Annotated in this window: 11 protein-coding genes; 10 read left to right on the top strand and 1 reads right to left on the bottom strand. The window is 61.5% G+C overall.

Annotation, left to right across the window (positions count from 1 at the left end; all coding sequences use genetic code 11):
• Window positions 1-4 precede the first annotated feature (4 nt).
• The 10 genes from PMI27_RS12925 to PMI27_RS12970 are packed head-to-tail and all read left to right on the top strand — an operon-like array spanning window position 5 to window position 15,045.
• Window positions 5-3,070: a virulence factor SrfB gene (locus PMI27_RS12925; protein ID WP_008150233.1), complete on the top strand. Its 3,066-nt coding sequence runs from the start codon at window positions 5-7 to the stop codon at window positions 3,068-3,070.
• The gene (locus PMI27_RS12930) at window positions 3,067-5,778 is read left to right on the top strand and encodes a putative virulence factor (protein ID WP_008150230.1); all 2,712 of its coding nucleotides are present in this window, start codon (window positions 3,067-3,069) and stop codon (window positions 5,776-5,778) included. Before PMI27_RS12925 ends, PMI27_RS12930 begins: the two co-directional genes overlap by 4 nt.
• 3 nt (window positions 5,779-5,781) lie before the next feature.
• Window positions 5,782-6,810 (top strand): hypothetical protein, encoded by a 1,029-nt coding sequence (locus tag PMI27_RS12935; RefSeq protein WP_008150228.1) that lies wholly within the window; start codon window positions 5,782-5,784, stop codon window positions 6,808-6,810.
• Window positions 6,810-8,801, top strand: coding sequence for a vWA domain-containing protein (locus tag PMI27_RS12940; RefSeq protein ID WP_033053382.1), 1,992 nt, complete (start codon window positions 6,810-6,812; stop codon window positions 8,799-8,801). The genes PMI27_RS12935 and PMI27_RS12940 overlap by 1 nt, the downstream gene beginning before the upstream one ends.
• A gap of 10 nt (window positions 8,802-8,811) precedes the next feature.
• Window positions 8,812-9,513 (top strand): ABC transporter ATP-binding protein, encoded by a 702-nt coding sequence (locus PMI27_RS12945; RefSeq protein WP_008150223.1) that lies wholly within the window; start codon window positions 8,812-8,814, stop codon window positions 9,511-9,513.
• The gene (locus tag PMI27_RS12950) at window positions 9,497-10,720 is read left to right on the top strand and encodes an ABC transporter permease (RefSeq protein ID WP_008150221.1); all 1,224 of its coding nucleotides are present in this window, start codon (window positions 9,497-9,499) and stop codon (window positions 10,718-10,720) included. Before PMI27_RS12945 ends, PMI27_RS12950 begins: the two co-directional genes overlap by 17 nt.
• Window positions 10,710-12,254, top strand: a complete 1,545-nt coding sequence (locus tag PMI27_RS12955; protein WP_008150219.1) for an SUMF1/EgtB/PvdO family nonheme iron enzyme — start codon at window positions 10,710-10,712, stop codon at window positions 12,252-12,254. Before PMI27_RS12950 ends, PMI27_RS12955 begins: the two co-directional genes overlap by 11 nt.
• Before the next feature lie 60 nt (window positions 12,255-12,314).
• Window positions 12,315-13,049: a hypothetical protein gene (locus PMI27_RS12960; protein ID WP_008150217.1), complete on the top strand. Its 735-nt coding sequence runs from the start codon at window positions 12,315-12,317 to the stop codon at window positions 13,047-13,049.
• 4 nt (window positions 13,050-13,053) lie between these two features.
• Window positions 13,054-13,560, top strand: coding sequence for a hypothetical protein (locus tag PMI27_RS12965; protein WP_008150214.1), 507 nt, complete (start codon window positions 13,054-13,056; stop codon window positions 13,558-13,560).
• 57 nt (window positions 13,561-13,617) lie between these two features.
• A complete protein-coding gene (locus tag PMI27_RS12970) occupies window positions 13,618-15,045 on the top strand; it encodes a vWA domain-containing protein (RefSeq protein WP_008150213.1) in 1,428 nt (475 codons plus the stop codon).
• Between the two features lie 135 nt (window positions 15,046-15,180).
• On the opposite strand, the gene PMI27_RS12975 is transcribed toward PMI27_RS12970, so the two are convergent.
• Window positions 15,181-17,157 (bottom strand): methyl-accepting chemotaxis protein, encoded by a 1,977-nt coding sequence (locus PMI27_RS12975; protein ID WP_008150211.1) that lies wholly within the window; start codon window positions 17,155-17,157, stop codon window positions 15,181-15,183.
• Window positions 17,158-17,231: the final 74 nt, after the last annotated feature.

Below are 17,231 nucleotides of genomic sequence, written 5' to 3'. Positions count from 1 at the left end.
CGACATGTTGCCTGAAGTCACCCAATTCGAAGACACCGTCACGCTGGTCAGCGACACCGGCATCCAGTTCATGGATTTCGCCCTGCGCCTGGATCCTCGCAAGGAACCGGCGGGCGAATTCGCGCCGATGATCAGCGGGCTGATCTGCCGCCTGTCATACAACGAAGAGAAAGACTTCTTTTTCTACGAACCTGAACCGGAAAAGGTCGAGAAAGCCAAGCCTGCGTTCAGCGTCGACATGAAAAGCAGCCTCGAGTTGCTGGACGGTATCTGGCTGCCGACCCCGTTTTTCCGCTTCATGCCGCCGCATCGCTTCGACGAAGGCCCGACCAACTGGTCGCGCATGCGTCTGGTGAAGCTGGCGACGCCCGACATCGACGGCAACACCCACCGCCTGACGATGGCGTTCGACAGCCGCGTCATGCCCAAGCGTGACGGCACCGCTTACCTGGCGCCAAACGAAGAAGACATCAGCTCCGGCGTGTCCTTCAAACTGGCGACGAAGGCCAGCGAAACCCGCTGGTTCCTGGCCCAGCCGTGGGTCAACGAGTGGCTGCTGGAAGTGTTCAACGAGGGCAATGCCCACCGCTCGCGCGCCGAGCTGGACGCCGACATCCGCGCCAACTATCACTTGGCGCACTACCTCAACTTGCTCAGTCTATTGAGCAAGCCGTCCGCCGCCCAGCAGTCGACGGCCCGTGCGAAAGTTGAAATCCCTGAACTGAAAGTTGTCGCCAACGACAGCAATGGCCTGGTCAAACCGATTCCGGTGGACCTGGTGCTGGACGTCGGCAACTCGCGCACCTGCGGCATCCTGATCGAAAACCACGGTCAGGCCGGCTCCGGGCTGAAGCAAAACTACGTGCTGGAACTGCGCGACCTGATCACCCCGGAACACACCTACAATCTGCCGTTCGAAAGCCGTGTGGAATTCGCCCAGGCGTACTTCGGCAAGGACCACTGTTCGGTCAAGAGCGGCCGTCACGATGCGTTCCAATGGGCGACGATTGCCCGCGTCGGCAATGAGGCCAGCCGTCTGGCCAGCCGTCGCCGTGGCACCGAAGGTTCCACAGGCCTGTCCAGCCCGAAACGTTATCTGTGGGACGAAAACGCCTACGGCCACGGCTGGCGCTTCAACTGCTCGTACATCAAGACCGACAGCGAGCCGTACGCCACGGCCGCGCCGTTCTCGCACCTGATCAATGAAACCGGCGAGGCGCTCTACAGCCTCGAAGAAGACGATCGTCTGCCGGTGTTCATGCCGCGTTACTCGCGCAGCTCGCTGATGACCTTCATGCTCGCCGAAGTGCTGGCCCAGGCGCTGTCGCAAATCAACAGCCCGGCCCAGCGCTCCCGCCAGGGTCACACCCGCGTGCCGCGTCAGCTCAACAGCATCACCCTGACCGTGCCGCCGGGCATGCCGCAGGCCGAGCGCAGCATTCTCAACGAACGCATGCTGCAAGCCATCGGCCTGGTGTGGAAGAGCCTCGGCTGGCATGCCGGCGAAGAGGACCCACATCAGGATCAGGCCGTCAGCCCGCGCACGCCGATCCCGAGCATCCGCGTGGAATGGGACGAAGCTTCCTGCGGCCAGTTGGTGTACCTGTACACCGAGGTCAACGAGAACTTCGCCGGTCACCCGGAAGAGTTTTTCGACACCATCGCTCGGCCAGACAAGACCGACCGCGAACGCATCACCCTGGCAACCATCGACATCGGCGGTGGTACCACGGACCTGGTGATCACTGACTATCGCCTCGACCGCGCCGGCAACACCGGCAGCGGCAGCAACGTGCACATCGTGCCCGAGCAGCGTTTTCGCGATGGTTTCAAAGTGGCTGGCGATGACATCCTGCTGGACGTGATTCAGGACTTCATCCTGCCAAGCTTCGAAAAAGCCTTGCAGAACGCCGGTGTGAAAGCCCCGGATTCGCTGATGTCACGCCTGTGTGGCGATGAATCGGTCAGCGCCCAGGACATGATCCTGCGCCAGCAATTGAACCTGCAGGTGTTCGCCCCGCTGGGCCTGGCGCTGCTCAAGGCGTACGAGCATTACGATCCGCAAGTGCCGCAAGAAGTCACCCCGCAAAGCTACCGTCAATTGATCGGTGACAACGCGATCAGCCAGACCGTGCTCGACTACGTCAACGCCGCCGTGCGGCGCGATGTCGGCGGTCAGAGCGGTTTCGACCTGTATGACGCGCCGATCAGTTTCGACCTGCAGAAGCTTCACGCCGCGTTCCTCAACGACCAGATCAATATCACCAAGATTCTCGGTGCGCTGTGTGAAGTGGTCGCGCATTACCCGTGCGATGTCTTGCTGCTGACTGGCCGCCCTTCGCGCCTGCCCGGCATCCAGGCGTTCATTCGCAAGGTGCTGCCGCTGCCACCGGGGCGCATTCTGGCGCTGCAAAACTACCGCACTGGCGGCTGGTACCCGTTCCACAAGAACGGCCGGATCGACGACCCGAAAAGCACCGCGTCGGTGGGCGCCATGCTCTGCCTGTTGTGCGCCAATCACAGCGTGCCGAACTTCTACTTCCGTGCTTCGGCGCTCAAGCCGTATTCGACGGTCAAGCACATCGGCGTGATCGACCTGAACAACGTGATCAAGGATGCCGACGTGCTGTACCGCGACATCCAGTCCGAGGACTACAAAATCAAGCTGCCGGAAATCGGCGTTGGCGATGCCGCCGACACGCCACAACTGGAAATGCGTGGCGATCTGCGCCTCGGTTTCCGTCAGTTGGCCGCCGACCGCTGGGCCGCCTCGCCGCTGTATACCCTGCGTTTCACCAAGGCCGGTCGGGAGAAGTTTTCCCGCGCGATCGGTGAAAACGGCAGCGCGCCGCTGCTCAAGGTGCGGTTCGAGGTCAAGCCGGCGGACAAGTACACACGCAAGCAGGATCTGGTCAGCGACCGCCTCTCGGTTCGCGACATCGAATCCAACAGTAACAACGTCAACTTCAACCCGCGCAGCGACCTCGAGCTGGAACTCAACACCATGCTCGACGCCGGCCTGAGCGAGACCAAGTACTGGCTCGACAGTGGAAGTGTGAAACGCAAATGAATGATCTGACCCCCGATCAAACTCAGCTCTCTGCCAGTTGGGCCGCTGTTTATAACGGTGCCGGTCAGGCGCTGGACTGGATTGCCCAGACGCGCGGCAACGCGCCACGCCTGGACAGCGAAGCCGACAACCTGAACATCCGCCTGCACCGCGCCCGCAACCTGGCTCACAGCCTCGGTCGCGTGGCCTGCACGCCGATGACCATTGGTTTTTTCGGCTTGTCCCAGGCCGGCAAGTCCTACCTGATCTCGGCCCTTGCCGCCGGTCAGAACGGCAAGCTGGAAACTGATTTCGGTGGCCAGCGCCTGGACTTCATCAAGCACATCAACCCGGTGGGTGGCGGCAAGGAAGCCACCGGCCTGGTGACGCGCTTCAGCCGTCGGGCGACCGAGAGTCAGGACAATGACTTTCCGGTAGAACTCACGCTGTTCAAGGAAATCGAGCTGGCGAAGATTCTCGCCAACTCCTGGTTCAAGGATTTCGACCTCGAGCGCATTTCCTACGAGATCGACGAAGAACGCATCCAGCGCGTACTCAAACCGTTCGAAGGCCGTGAAACCGGGCCACTGCAAACGGGCGTCAACGCCGATGATCTGGTGTCGCTGTGGGATTACCTGCGCGACAACTTCCGCAACTCGGTGAAGAAACTTGAGCACCTGTACTGGCCCAAAGCACTGCAACTGGCGCCACGCCTGAATTTCCAGGAACGGGCCGAGCTGTTTTCGATCCTCTGGGGCGAGCAAAGCGAACTGACACGCGTGTATCAGCAACTGGCCGGCGCGCTGCACAAGCTAGGCCTGCCCGAGACCGTGTTCGCACCGCTGAAGGCCTTGGTGAGTTTCGAAAACGACACCTACAGCCAGCGCGACAGCATCATGAACGTCGACATTCTCGAACGCTTCGGCACCCCACGGGACTTGCCGATCGACGTTCGACCAGTGGTTGGCGATCGCCTGCAAAACAGTCAGGCGATTCCAGTTGCGCAACTGGCGGCGTTGACGGCCGAAATGACCTTCCGCCTGATCGAAGCGCCGGTGGATGACATCGTCAATCAGGTCGACCTGCTGGATTTCCCCGGTTATCGCGGGCGCCAGAAACTGCACGAGATCGCCGACTCCAACGACCCGCAATCCGCCACCAAGGACAACTCCGTTTCGCAGCTGATCCTGCGTGGCAAGGTCGCCTACCTGTTCGAACGCTACACCGATAACCAGGAAATGAACGCGCTGGTGGTCTGCACCGGTTCGACCAAGCAGAGCGACGTCAACGATGTAGGCCCGGTGCTGACCCGGTGGATCGAAAAGACCCAAGGCGCCGACTCGGCCGCTCGCAGCAAGCGCGACACCGGTCTGATCTGGGCGCTGACCATGCTCGACCTGCGCATCACCAACTCCCTGAGTCTGACGCCTGATCAGTACGACGAGAGCTGGAACGGCATGGTCAAGCTGACCATGCTGGAGCGCTTCGGCAGCCTGAGCTGGATGAGCGACTGGGCCGGCACACCGTTCCAGAACACCTACCTGGTGCGTAAACCGCGCATGGACGCGGCGTTCATCGAACAAGACGCGACGGGTGCCGAAACGGGCCTCAATGCCAGCTATCAGGACCGTGTCAGCGCGCTGGGCACCAGCTTCGCCAGCAACGAACTGGTGTGCAAACACATCCACGATCCTGCCAACGCCTGGAAAGAAATGCTGCGCAACGATGACGGTGGCATCAGCCACTTCAGCGGCAGTTTCAAAGGCGTGGCCAATATCGAATTCAAATTGCAGCGCATCCGCGAGCAATTGGGCGAATGCCTCGAAGGCCTGACCACTCACGGTCTGAGCACCTGGTACCACGCCGACGGCGACGGTGCCGCTGCCGTCAAGAAAGCCCAGGCGCAGATGATTCTGGCCGGCCTGGGCCGTCGCCCGGCAGTGCTCGGCGAGCTGATCGATCAACTCGACATGCCGAGCGAAGAGGTCCGCGACCTGTACCTCAGCGGTGTGTACGAAACTGATGACGAGCCGGCCGTGAAGGACGAGCCAGTCGCCCCGACACCGAGCCAGAGCCTGTACGGCAACGACGCCGGTTTCGACTTCGATTTCGGTGACGACCTGGGCCACGACGCGCCGGGCAGCAGCAACACCGGCACCCCGGCGCCCGAACTGCAAAGCAACGAACACCGATTCGCCAAAGCGGCGTTCACGGCGTGGATTGCGCACCTGCGTGAACTGACCACCCGGCAAAGCCTGCTCAACCTCCTGGGGTTGGAAAAAGCATTGCTGGAAGCGGTGGTCGACGAATTGATCACCGCCGGCTATCGCCAGGACTTGCCGGGGCAACTGAGCCATGCGGTACTCAAGCGCGCACAAAGCGGCGCACGGCGCGATCAACTGGTCGAGCGCCAGGTCCTGGAAGTGCAACGGGTACTGCGCGATTTCGTGTCCTGGTTCGGCTACCTGCAGAAGCCGGTGAGCGAGCGTCCGAACAGCCGCGCCGGTGCCAAGGCGCCGCTGTTCTCGTTCTACACCGACATCAGTCCGGGACAAGTGCCCGTGCTACCGGCGCAACCGGCGAATCAGGCGCAGCGGTATCTCGGCGATTGGCTCTCGGGCCTGGCCTACCTCACGCAGGACAATGCCGGCCATGACGCCGGACGTGAAATCACCCCTGAACAGAACGAACGGCTGGGCCAAGTGCTCACAGCCTTCACAGCGAGATAAGCAATGCCAATTCGTGTCGACCTGCTCGCGTTAGAGCCCAATGTGCCTGGTCAGGCCCGCCTCACTGTGAAGAAGTGGCAGGGTGGCGAGGAACAGCTGGAGTTTTCCATTCAGCGTAACCAGGACGGTTTTTACCTCCAGGACCACAAGGCCTGGAGCAACAATCCATTCTGGTTCAAGGTCTCGCGTTTCAATGTCATGGCCAGCGGCGAAGGCCTGGAAGCACAGGTCGGCCCGGACGTGGTCGACCCGCTGCTGGAAGGCGGCGCCAACTCGCAATTCCAGATCGAACTGCGCGAACAGAACCAAGGCCACACCGACAGAGGCGTGGTTCGGCCAGGCGTTGGCGTTTTGCCGTCCACGGCTGGCGGCCAGACGCGCTCGACGTACGGCGGCGCCGAACTGACGGCGCCGAGTGCACCGGCACCGGCACCGGAAATCCCGGAGTTGCCTGAACTGATCCTTTCCACCGCCGAACCGGAAGTGGAATTGGAGTCGGTGCTCACCGAGCGCGCCTACACGCCGCCTCCCGCACCGGTGAAGAAAAGCAACAAAGGCCTGATCGGCCTGTTGATTGTCGTGTTGTTGCTGCTGGCCGCGGGCGGTGGATTCTGGTTCTACAAACGCACCCCGGCGACTGCCCCGGTGGCCACAGCCGCTGCCGCCGCACCGGCCGGCGCCGACGCTCAAGCCTGCACCCTGGAGAGCATGAACAGCCTGCCCGAATTGACCTTCGTCCAGACCTGCATCAAGGCGGCGCCCGACAGTGCCAAGTTGCTGGAGATCATCAACCAGGCCAAGGCCGGCAAACACTGCGGTGTCGCCCAGCGCCTGTACGCCAACCGTGCCCAGGCCGGTGACGCACTGATCGCCAACGCTTATGCCCGCGAATACGACCCTAAATACCTGAAAGCCAGCGAGTGCTTCCCGGTCGCGGACAATGCCACGGCGGCCTATTGGTACGAAACCATCCTCACCCAGGACCCGAACAACGCCGAAGCCAAGCAGCGTTTCGAGGAGTTGCAGAAGTGATGCGTTCTCCCGTGAGTCAATTCCTGTTGAGCGGCGCCGCATTGTTGGCGCTGTGTCTCAGCCCGCTGTCCCAGGCCGATGACAAACCGCTGATCCAGGCCGGTAAAAAGACCCTGTTCCAACGCGTGCTGACCACCCCGGGCTGCAAGATCAGCCCGACAGCGGGCGGTGCCGCAGGTGACGCACAACCGGTCTTCAGCCGCTTTTATGTGTACGAGCGCGCCCAAGCGGCAAACGCCGAATGGCTGAAAGTCGGCCCCGACAGCTACGGCAAAACCATTGGCTGGCTGCCTGCCGGCTGCACCACTGACTGGAAGATGCAGCTGACACTGGCCTTCACCAACCCGGCCAACCGCGACCGGTTGCTGTTCTTCAAGGACCGCGCCACCGTCGAAGGCATCCTCGATGCGCCGGACCCGGTGAGCAAAGTCGCGCCGCTGCGGGCCACGCTGAAAAAGGGCCAACAAGCACCGGGCGTACTGGCTGAAGAACCTGAATACTTCGTAGACCTGCAAAAGCAGTTCTACCTGCTGCCGGTGCTCAGTGGCGAAGAAGTCATGACCGAAGGCGGTTTCCGCACGCGCCTGCTTAACGTCGCGTCGGTCAGCAAGCCGGATGACAAGAACGCCAAGGGCGGTGCTGCCAACAGCGCTGCCGGTGGCAAGGCAGCCGAAGACAAAACCGCCAGCCAACTGAAGGAATTCAGTGCGGCGGTGGTGTTTGTCATCGACTCGACGATCTCGATGGACCCGTACATCGACCGCACCCGCGAGGCGATCCGCAAGGTTTATCAGAAAATCGAAGCGCAGAACCTCGGCAAGCAGGTCAAGTTCGGCATGGTCGCTTTCCGCTCCAACACCCAGGCGGTGCCGGGGCTGGAATACACCACCAAGATGTACGCCGACCCAACCAAAGTGAAAGACAGCGCCGACTTTTTCGCCAAGATCGCCGACCTCAAACAGGCCTCCGTGTCGAGCAGCAGCTTCGATGAGGACGCCTTTGCCGGCGTCATGGAGAGCATCGACAAGGTCGACTGGAGCCAGTTCGGCGCGCGCTATGTGGTGTTGATCACCGACGCGGGCGCCATCGAAGGTGACGACAAACTGTCGAAGACCGGTTTGAGCGCCGCGCAGGTGCGCATCGAAGCCGCCAATCCGGGCGTGGCGATTTACACCCTGCACTTGAAAACTCCGGCCGGGGCCAAGGACCACGCCAAGGCCGAGGCGCAGTACCAGAACCTGTCGACCTACCCGGGCACCAACACCTCGCTGTATTACCCGGTGAACGCTGGCGATGTGAATGAATTCGGACGCAAGGTCGACGCACTGGCCGCCGCGATCACTACACAAGTGAAAGCCGCCTACATGGGCGAGGACGCCATCGGCAGTGCGGCGAACGCCAAGCAGGACCCGGCCGAGAAGAAAATGCTCGAAGACGCGGCGCTGATCGGCCACGCCATGCAACTCGCCTACCTCGGCGAGAAGACCAACAGCAAAGCCCCGCCGGTGTTCAAGGCGTGGATCACCGACCGTGACCTGATCAAGCAGAACATTCCGACCACCGATGTGCGGGTGCTGCTGACCAAATCCCAGCTCAGCGACTTGAGCGACGTGATGAAGAAGATTCTCGATGCGGCCAACGAAGGCCTGATTTCACCGGCGGAAATGTTCGATCGCCTGCGTTCGGTGGCGGCGACCATGGGCGCCGATCCCAATCAGCTCAAACAGAACAGCAACGCCAAACTGGCGGATATGGGCGTGCTCGGCGAGTACCTCGAAGACCTGCCCTATCAGAGCGAAGTGCTGAACCTGGATGAAGAGACCTGGAAGAGCTGGGACGGTCTGGCGCAAGAGAAATTCATCCGCACGCTGAACACCAAACTGCGGCATTACCAGCGTTACAACGCGGATGTCGACCGTTGGGTCGCTTTAGCCAAGGACAGTGATGCACGGGACAACGTGTATCCCGTGCCACTGGAAATGATGCCTTAACGAGACGCCGATGCTCGATATCAAGAACCTGCTGGTGCGCCGTGGTGAAGGCGCACAGGCTCATCACGTGCGACTGCCGCACTTGCAGGTCGGCGCCGGAGAAATCCTCGCCATCACCGGCGAGAGCGGCAGCGGCAAAAGCACCTTGCTCGAAGCCATCGGCCTGTTACTCGCGCCGGTGGAACTCGAGCGCTTTCGTCTGGGCGCGGCGCACGCTCAAGACATTGCCCAATTGCTCGCCACTGATGACCAGCCGGCGCTTGCAGCGGTGCGTTCACGGCATTTGGGGTTCATTTTGCAGAGCGGCGGCTTGCTGCCGTTCCTGAGCGTGCGTGACAACATCGGCCTGCCGCGCCGGTTGCTCGGGATGTCGGTGAAGAGCGAGCACATCGACCACGCCGTTGACGTGCTGCGCCTGCAAGGGTTGCTGGATAAACAACCGCAGGCCTTGTCGATCGGCGAGCGTCAGCGCGTTGCCTGTGTGCGCGCCATTGCCCATGAGCCGCTGCTGCTGTTGGCCGACGAGCCGACCGCCGCGCTCGACCCTCACAGCGCCCGGCGTTTGTTCGAGTTGCTGCTGAGCCTGGTGTCGAGCATGGGTTTAAGCGCACTCGTTGTGTCCCATGACTGGGCCTTGCTGAAAGATTTCGGCTTGCCGCGACTCGGCGCTATCAGCCGTCAGGGAGAGACACTGTTTGAACCGATGGACTGATCGCTTGCGCCTGTTGGGCTCCCTGGCGCTGCAAGACCTCTGGCACGACCGCAAGGTCTCGCTGTGCATCGCCGCCTCCCTGGTGGCGGTGATTGCGCCGTTGTTGCTGCTGTTCGGGCTCAAGCACGGGGTGGTCAGCCAGTTGCAGGACGAACTGCTGCGCGACCCGCGCAACCTTGAAGTGAAGATGCTCAGCAACGGCAATTACGACACAGCCTGGATCGAGCGTTTGCGCCTGCGCCCCGAAACCGGTTTTGCCCTCGGCCAGACGCGCTCGCTCAATACCCAGGCTGACCTGCTGATCGGCATGCAACGGTTTGTCGAAGGCGCGGAAATCATCGCCACCGAACCTGGCGATCCACAACTGGATCTGCCGTCGCTCAACCCGGTCGGCAATCAAGTGATCCTCAGCGCCCGCGCCGCGCAACGTTTACAGGCCAAGGCCGGCGACAGCGTGCAGCTGCGGGTGTTGCGTCGTCTGGAAGGTGTCAATGAACGAGGAGAGATAACCCTGACGGTGCTGGCGGTGCTCGACGGCGCCCGTTTCGGTCGCGCGGCCGGGTTTGTCGCCCCACCGCTGCTGCTGGATCTGGAGCGCTTTCGCGACGGTTATCAGGTCAGTGCGTTCGGCGTTGTCACCGGCAAGCCTCTGGGCGATCTGCAACCGCTGTATGCCCGCGCCCGCGTGTATGCGCGCGACATCGATCAAGTCGCACCGCTGGAGCACTGGCTCAACGAACAACACATCGAAACCTCGAGCCGACTGGCCGACATCGACAACGTCAAAGCGATCAACCATGTGCTGGGGCTGATCTTCGGCGTGATCGCCGTGGCGGCGCTGATCGGCTGCGTGGCGTCGATGGTCGGCGCGTTCCTGGCCAACATCGACCGCAAACGCAAAAGCCTCGCGGTCCTGCGTCTGCTGGGCTTCAAGCGCCGGGCCGTCGGCGGTTTCGTGGTCCTGCAAGCGCTGGTGCTGAGCCTGGCCGGCTACGTCGGCGGGCTGGGGTTTTATGCCGTCGGCAGTCATCTGTTCGACTACCTGCTCGGCAGCAGCCAGGCCACCGGCACCTTTGTTTGCCACATTACTGTCTGGCATGGCGTTGCCGCCCTGCTCCTGACTTTTTTGGTCGCTGCATTGGTGGCCGTGATCGGCGCCCTGCGAGCCATCAACATCCAACCTGCGGAGAGTCTGCGTGAGCTATAAACGTTTTGGCTTGCTGTTGCCCCTGAGCCTCGGCTATATGCTCGACGCCTCGGCGGCGGGCTGGGAAGAGAAATTTTATAACCCGATGCCGGACGCCGCCGACGTGGTGCTGCCGATGCCCTGCGAAGGCTCGATGGTATTTCGCAAAGTGTTCATCCCCCTGGCCGGGCCGCTCGATGACTACCCGATCAACATTGGTCAGGACGGCGCGGAATATGGCTACGTCGAACAGACCCGGCCGACGTTCATCGCCGGCAGTTTCACTGGCGCGAAGAACGACAAATCCCGCTACTACCTGATGGCCAAGTACGAGATGAGTCAGCTGCAATACGCCGCACTGACCGAAGCAACCTGCCCCACCGCCGCCACCAAAATGCGCGTGCCGCAAACCGCAGTGAGCTGGGTGCAAGCCATCGAAGCCGCCGACAAGTACAACCTGTGGCTGCGCAAAAACGCCGCCGACAAGTTGCCCAAGGAGGACGGCGCACAGGGCTTCCTGCGCCTGCCGACTGAAGTCGAGTGGGAGTTCGCCGCGCGCGGCGGGCTGGAAGTCGGTGCTGCAGAGTTTCGCGACACGCACTACCCGATGCCGGAAGGCATCAACGCCTACGAGTGGTTCGCCGGGGCGCAATCGTCCAACGGCAAAGTGCAGTTGTCCGGCCTGCAAAAGCCCAATCCTCTGGGCCTGCATGACATGCTCGGCAACGTCGACGAAATGATGTTCGAACCGTTTCGCCTGAACAAACTTGATCGCCAGCACGGTCAGGCCGGCGGCTATGTGGTGCGTGGCGGCAACTATCTGACCGCTCAGGCTGATCTGCGCACGGCGTTGCGCAAGGAACAGCCGTACTACAACGCCGACGGCCAGGTGAAAAACAAAACCACCGGCCTGCGCCTTGTCATGGTGTCGCCGACCCTGACGTCTCGCGAACGGGTCGCCAGCATCGAAAGCAGCTGGAAGAAACTCGGCACCGGCAGCAAGGAAACCGAATCTGCCGACAAAGGCACCGTTCAGTCTCTGAACAGCCTGGCCTCGGGCGTCGAAGACAAAGCGCTCAAGGAAAAACTCCAAGCCCTGGAAAACAAGTTGCGCGCCAGCAACCAGCAGCAGGAAGAAACCCGCGACCAGGCGATTCGCGCCAGCCTCAATCTGGGTGCATTCTTGTGCACCAAGATGCTAGACGACGGCCAGTACGTGGACTTCCTGCAAAAGAACTACAAGCTCAATTGCGAAAGCGCGGAAAAAGACGCCAGTTGCGACATGCGCAAAGGCAAGCTCGACGAGCAGAAGGATCGCCTGCACAAGCTCAGCCGTTACTATGCCAGCAGCCTGGTGGAATCGGCGACCTTGTACGGCCAGCCATTGCTTGAAACGCAGGTCCCGGTGATGGAAGAAATCATCACCCGCAACAAACAGCTGCAAGACCTCAAACCTTACTTGCGCACCCACTGGGCTAATCAGAAGGCGTTCCTGCAAAAGCAGAAAATCGACACTGAAGCCTGGCTGAACAGCTGCAAAACCGTCACTCAATAACTCACCTTAATAACTCACCTTAATAACAACACGTCAACACCGTCACCGAGGAGTTTCACCATGTCCCGCAGCCTTTGGACTCGCTTCAAGCTACAGATCGCTTTCGTTGTCGCCGGCAGCCTGCTGCTGACCGGTTGCGCCAACACCGGAAGCTCCATGCTCGGCGACAGCGGCGGGACCGACCCGCGCCTGACCCAGGGCCAGGACGCAGAGTTCTTCAGCAAGTCCGGCTACCAGGCCTGCGCCGTCGGCGCCGGTGCCGGCATCCTCGCTTGCGCGCTGTCCAACAGCAGCAACAAAGCCGTGTGCGCCGTCGCCGCCGGTATTACCGCGTGTGGCGTGGCCATGGGCGCGAACTACTACCTGGATCAGCGTCGCAGCGAATACTCCGACACCACCACCCGCTTGGCCAAAATGAACAGCGACGTCGAACTAGACACCCAGAACGTGATCGCCCGTACCGCGACCGCTCAGCAAGTGATCAAGGATGACCAGGCGCAAATCGCCCAGATCAAAAAGGACATCGCCAACAAGAAAGTCGACAAGGCCAAGGCCCAGGTGCAAATCGCCGATATCGATTCGAACATCGCGCGCCTGCGTAAAGACCTCGGCAACATGCGCATCAAAGTCACCGAGTACACCAAAGTGGCAGACGCCGAGCGTGCACAAGGCGCCACCGGTGCCGAGATCAAGCAGGTGGACATGAACATTATGAAAATGAACCAGAAAGTCGCTGCCCTGCAGAAGGAAGTCGACGGTCTGTACAGCCAACGCTCCGCCATCACCCTGGGCTAAGCACATGACGCTACGACAACTGGCGGTCCTCACCGCCGTCCTGGCCTTGAGCGGTTGCGCGACCCAGCCGGGCGAATGCGATGCGACCAATCGCGACAGCAGCATGCTGACCAAGATGAACTGCGACTACTCCGGTGGTTACAGTGATCAGGTCAAGCAGAAGGAACTGGCCCTGAGCGAGTCCCGTCAGCAAAACGCAATGTTCCGTCAGGTGTACGAGAACATTCAGGCCCAGCAGCTGAGCACCAAAACCGACCTGGCCAGCCAGCAGAAAGCCCAGGCGGCGCTGAATCAGTCGCTGGGGCAACTGCTGACCTCGCTCAAGGCCCGTCGTGGCAACGAAAGCGGTGTGCAGAAGCAGATTGCCGGTCTCGAGCAGCAGCTCAAGGCTTCGCAGGCAGCGCCAATGGCCAAATCAACGCCAGCGACGCTGAAGGCCAAGCAGGAAGAGCTGAAGGCCTTGCAGAAGAAGGTCAATCAGCTGCAATTCAGCCTCGGCTACGAAGAGTAACTTTTCACCCCGCAGGCCTCCCGATGGAGGCCTGCACTTTTTTCAGGAATCGTCGTCATGCAGCGGGTCATCAGGGATGCGCAAGCCACACCGGAGGGGATGAGTGCGCTGCAAGCTAAAGTCGCCCTCATCCAGAAACACTTTCCGCCGACCGTCGCCAGCCTGTTTGCCATCCCGCGGATGGGCAGCGGCGACGTGCTGGAATGGTGGACAGAACTGGGTGGCCAACCTACGCCCTACGCCGACCTCAACGAGGACGCGCAACGACGTTTGCTGGAAACCTATGAAGTGCGCCAGACGTCCCTCGGACAGCTGGCGGACGAACTGCAAAAACGCGGTCAACCGACGGAAGCCGAAGACCTGCGCAGCCTGCTCGGCACGCCGGAGCTGGACAAACTCTACAGCCTCAACGGCGAGCCTTTGGTGGTGCGCTGGAACCAGCGCCCGCCCAAACCGATCATACCTCCGGTGGTTCCGGTGGTGCCGGTCGTACCGCCGTCGCGCCGTGGCTGGTGGATCGCGGCGGCCTTGCTCGCGCTGTTGTTGCTGCTTCTGGCACTGTGGCTCTGGTGGTTCCTGCACCGTGAGCCGGTTGTTGTGGCTCCACCGGTTGCGCCGGTAGCGCCCGTGGTGACACCCGTCGAGAAACCGGTTGAGCCTGCTCCCGAGCCTGTCGTGGAACCGAAACCTGTTCCGGAACCAGAGCCCGTGCCCGAACCAGCACCCGTGCCGCCACCCAAGCCAGTCCCACCGCCAAAACCGGTCGTGGCCGCGCCGCCACCACCGCCGCCACCTCCAGCCCCGACGCTGGACAACTACGCGTGCCGTAAAAAAGCGCCTGATGCCGTGCCCCCGCAATTTGTGGTGGTACTCGACACCTCGGGCTCGATGGATTTGAACATCAAGTCGGTGAAATCCGATGAGGACTGGTTCTTCGGCAATGAGATGAACAAGTACCTGGACCCGAACCGCACCATGCAGATCTTCGCCAAGCCCAGCCGCATGGACGTCGCCAAGGACTCGCTGGCCGGCATGATCAATGGGTTGGACCCGAAGATCGACACTCGCCTGATCACCTTCGCCGGTTGCGAAAGAACACCGGACCAGGGCGTATTCAAGTTTGGCGACCGCCCGCGGCTGATCAACGGGATTCGCGGTCTGGTTCCCAGCGATGGCACACCGCTGGCCGACAGCCTGGCCCATGCGGCGAGCACGGTCGACGGGCGCAACAACGATGCGGTGATCGTGATGTTCGTCGACGGCGAGGACGGTTGCGATAAAGACGCTTGCGCGGTGTCCCGCCGAATCGCCAGGGAACAGCCGCGCCTGCGGGTCAACGTGGTGAAAATCGGTGCCGGTGGCCCGTCACGCTGCATCGCTGAAAACACCGGTGGCCGGGTTTACAACAGCACCAATGCGGCGGAGCTGGGTAGCCAGCTGAAACAGGCGACCAAGGAAGTGTCCAGCAATGCCAAGTGCAACTAGTCACTCGGCTTGAGTACTGAGGTGAGCCCATCGCGAGCAGGCTCACTCCCACAGGGTTTTGTGTCGATCACAAATCCAGTGTGGGAGTGAGCCGGCTCCGGGCGGCGTTCCGACGATGGCTATTTCAGCGGCGCCTCAACGAAACCGGTCAACCTCATGCCGCAAATCCGCCGCCAGCTTCTCCAGCTCTTTGGCGGTGATCGCCAGATTGGACACCACCTCACGCTGCTCACTGTTCGCCAACGCAATGCTCTGCAGGTTACTGCTGAGCAACGTCGCAGTACTGCTCTGTTCCTGAGTCGCGGTGGTAATCGCCGCAAACTGCTCACCGGCCGAACGGCTCTGCTCGTCGATCCGCGCCAAGGCTGAAGCCACATTGGCGTTACGCGACAACCCTTCCTGCATCAACACATTGCCCTGTTCCATGGTGCTGATGGCATTGCCGGTTTCCTGCTGGATGCTGCTGATCATCCCGGAAATTTCATCAGTGGCCTGACGGGTACGCGACGCCAGGTTACGCACCTCATCGGCCACCACCGCAAAACCACGCCCCTGCTCACCGGCACGAGCGGCTTCGATAGCGGCGTTGAGCGCCAGCAGGTTGGTTTGATCGGCAATCGAGGTAATCACACCGACGATGCCACCGATTTCCTGGGAGCGCTGACCCAAGGTATTGATCACCGTCGCCGTGCTGTTCAGCGCGCCGGCGATTTGTTCCAGCGACGAGGACGCTTCGTCCATCGACGTACGACCGATCTGGGTTTGCTGTGCGTTTTCTTGAGCCAGACGCTGAGTGCTGCCCATGTTGTCGGCAATGTTCAGGGAGGTGGCGCTGAACTCTTCCACGGCGCCGGCCATGCTGGTGATTTCGCCCGACTGCTGCTCCATCCCTTCATAGGCGCCGCCGGACAGACCGGACAAGGCCTGGGCGCGGCTGTTGACCTCTTGCGAGGCCTTGCGGATGTGCTCGACCATGGTCGACAGCGCCTGGCTCATCTGGTTGAACGCGCGGGCCAGCTGACCGATTTCGTCATTGCTCGATACGTTCAGACGCACGCTCAAATCACCAGCGCCCAAGGCTTCGGCCTGACGCACCAGATCACCCAAAGGTGCGAGTTTGCTGCGCAGCAACCAGACCGCCGCCCCCACAGCGATCAACATCGCCAGCAGACTGCCAATCGCCAATTGAATGCCGACACTCCAAGTCACGGCACGAATTTCGGTTTTCGGCATGCTCGCCACGACCGACCATGGGCCGCCTTCAAACGGTACGGCAATGCTGTAGAACTCTTCGGACTTGTCGCTCCAGAACTCGCCCTTGCCCGGCGTTTTCGCCAGACTGACGATGGCCGGGACTGCTTGATCCAGCGCTTGTACGCCCGCGATCGGCACCAGCCATTTGCTCTGCTCATCCAGCAGCGCCAGGGAACCGGTCTGGCCGATACGGAAGCGCTTGAGGTTGGCAAACTGCGCGTTCTGCGCGTCGGTGTAGTCGAATCCTACGAACAGAACAGCAATTACCTTACCGCTGCTGTCACGTACGGGGGTGTACTGAGTCATGTAGGAGCGTTCGAACAGCAAGGCGCGACCGACGTAGGCCTGCCCCGCCATCAAGCGCGCATAGGCCGGGTTCGCGTGATCGAGCAGCGTGCCGATGGCCCGGGTGCCGTCCTGTTTGCTCAGGGACGTGCTGACCCGGATGAAGTCTTCGCCACTGCGCACAAACACCGTCGCAACGCCGGCGGTCATTTGCTTGAACTCGTCCACTTCCTTGAAATTGTTGTTCAGCACTTCGCTGCCCAGGTGCAGGCCCGGCGTCTGCGCGCCCGCTACCGCCACCGGTTCATCCGGGTGCACGCTCAAACCGGCGCTGAAGCGCTTCTCGAACAGACCGCTCAGGCGCTGGGTGCTTTCACGCAACGTGCCGTGAAAGGTACTCAACTGATCGGCCAGCAACCGGGCTTCACTGGCCAGGTGCTCTTCGCGGGTGGCGAGGTTGGCGGCGTCCAGCGAACGCAGGGCGAACACGGTACTGCCGCTGATGACAATCGCCAGTATCACGGCAAGCGCAAGACCAAGCTGTGAGGCGATCCGGGCACGAGGTTGAGACATGACAGCTCCTGGCCGAGCGACCTGATCCTCCTTGATCTGGCTGCACACTCAGCAAAATTCTAATGGGAATTGCG

This window comes from Pseudomonas sp. GM41(2012), from assembly GCF_000282315.2.
Taxonomy (GTDB): domain Bacteria; phylum Pseudomonadota; class Gammaproteobacteria; order Pseudomonadales; family Pseudomonadaceae; genus Aquipseudomonas.
Note: the sequence above shows the minus strand (reverse complement) of the source record. Positions and strands in the feature narration are given on the sequence as shown.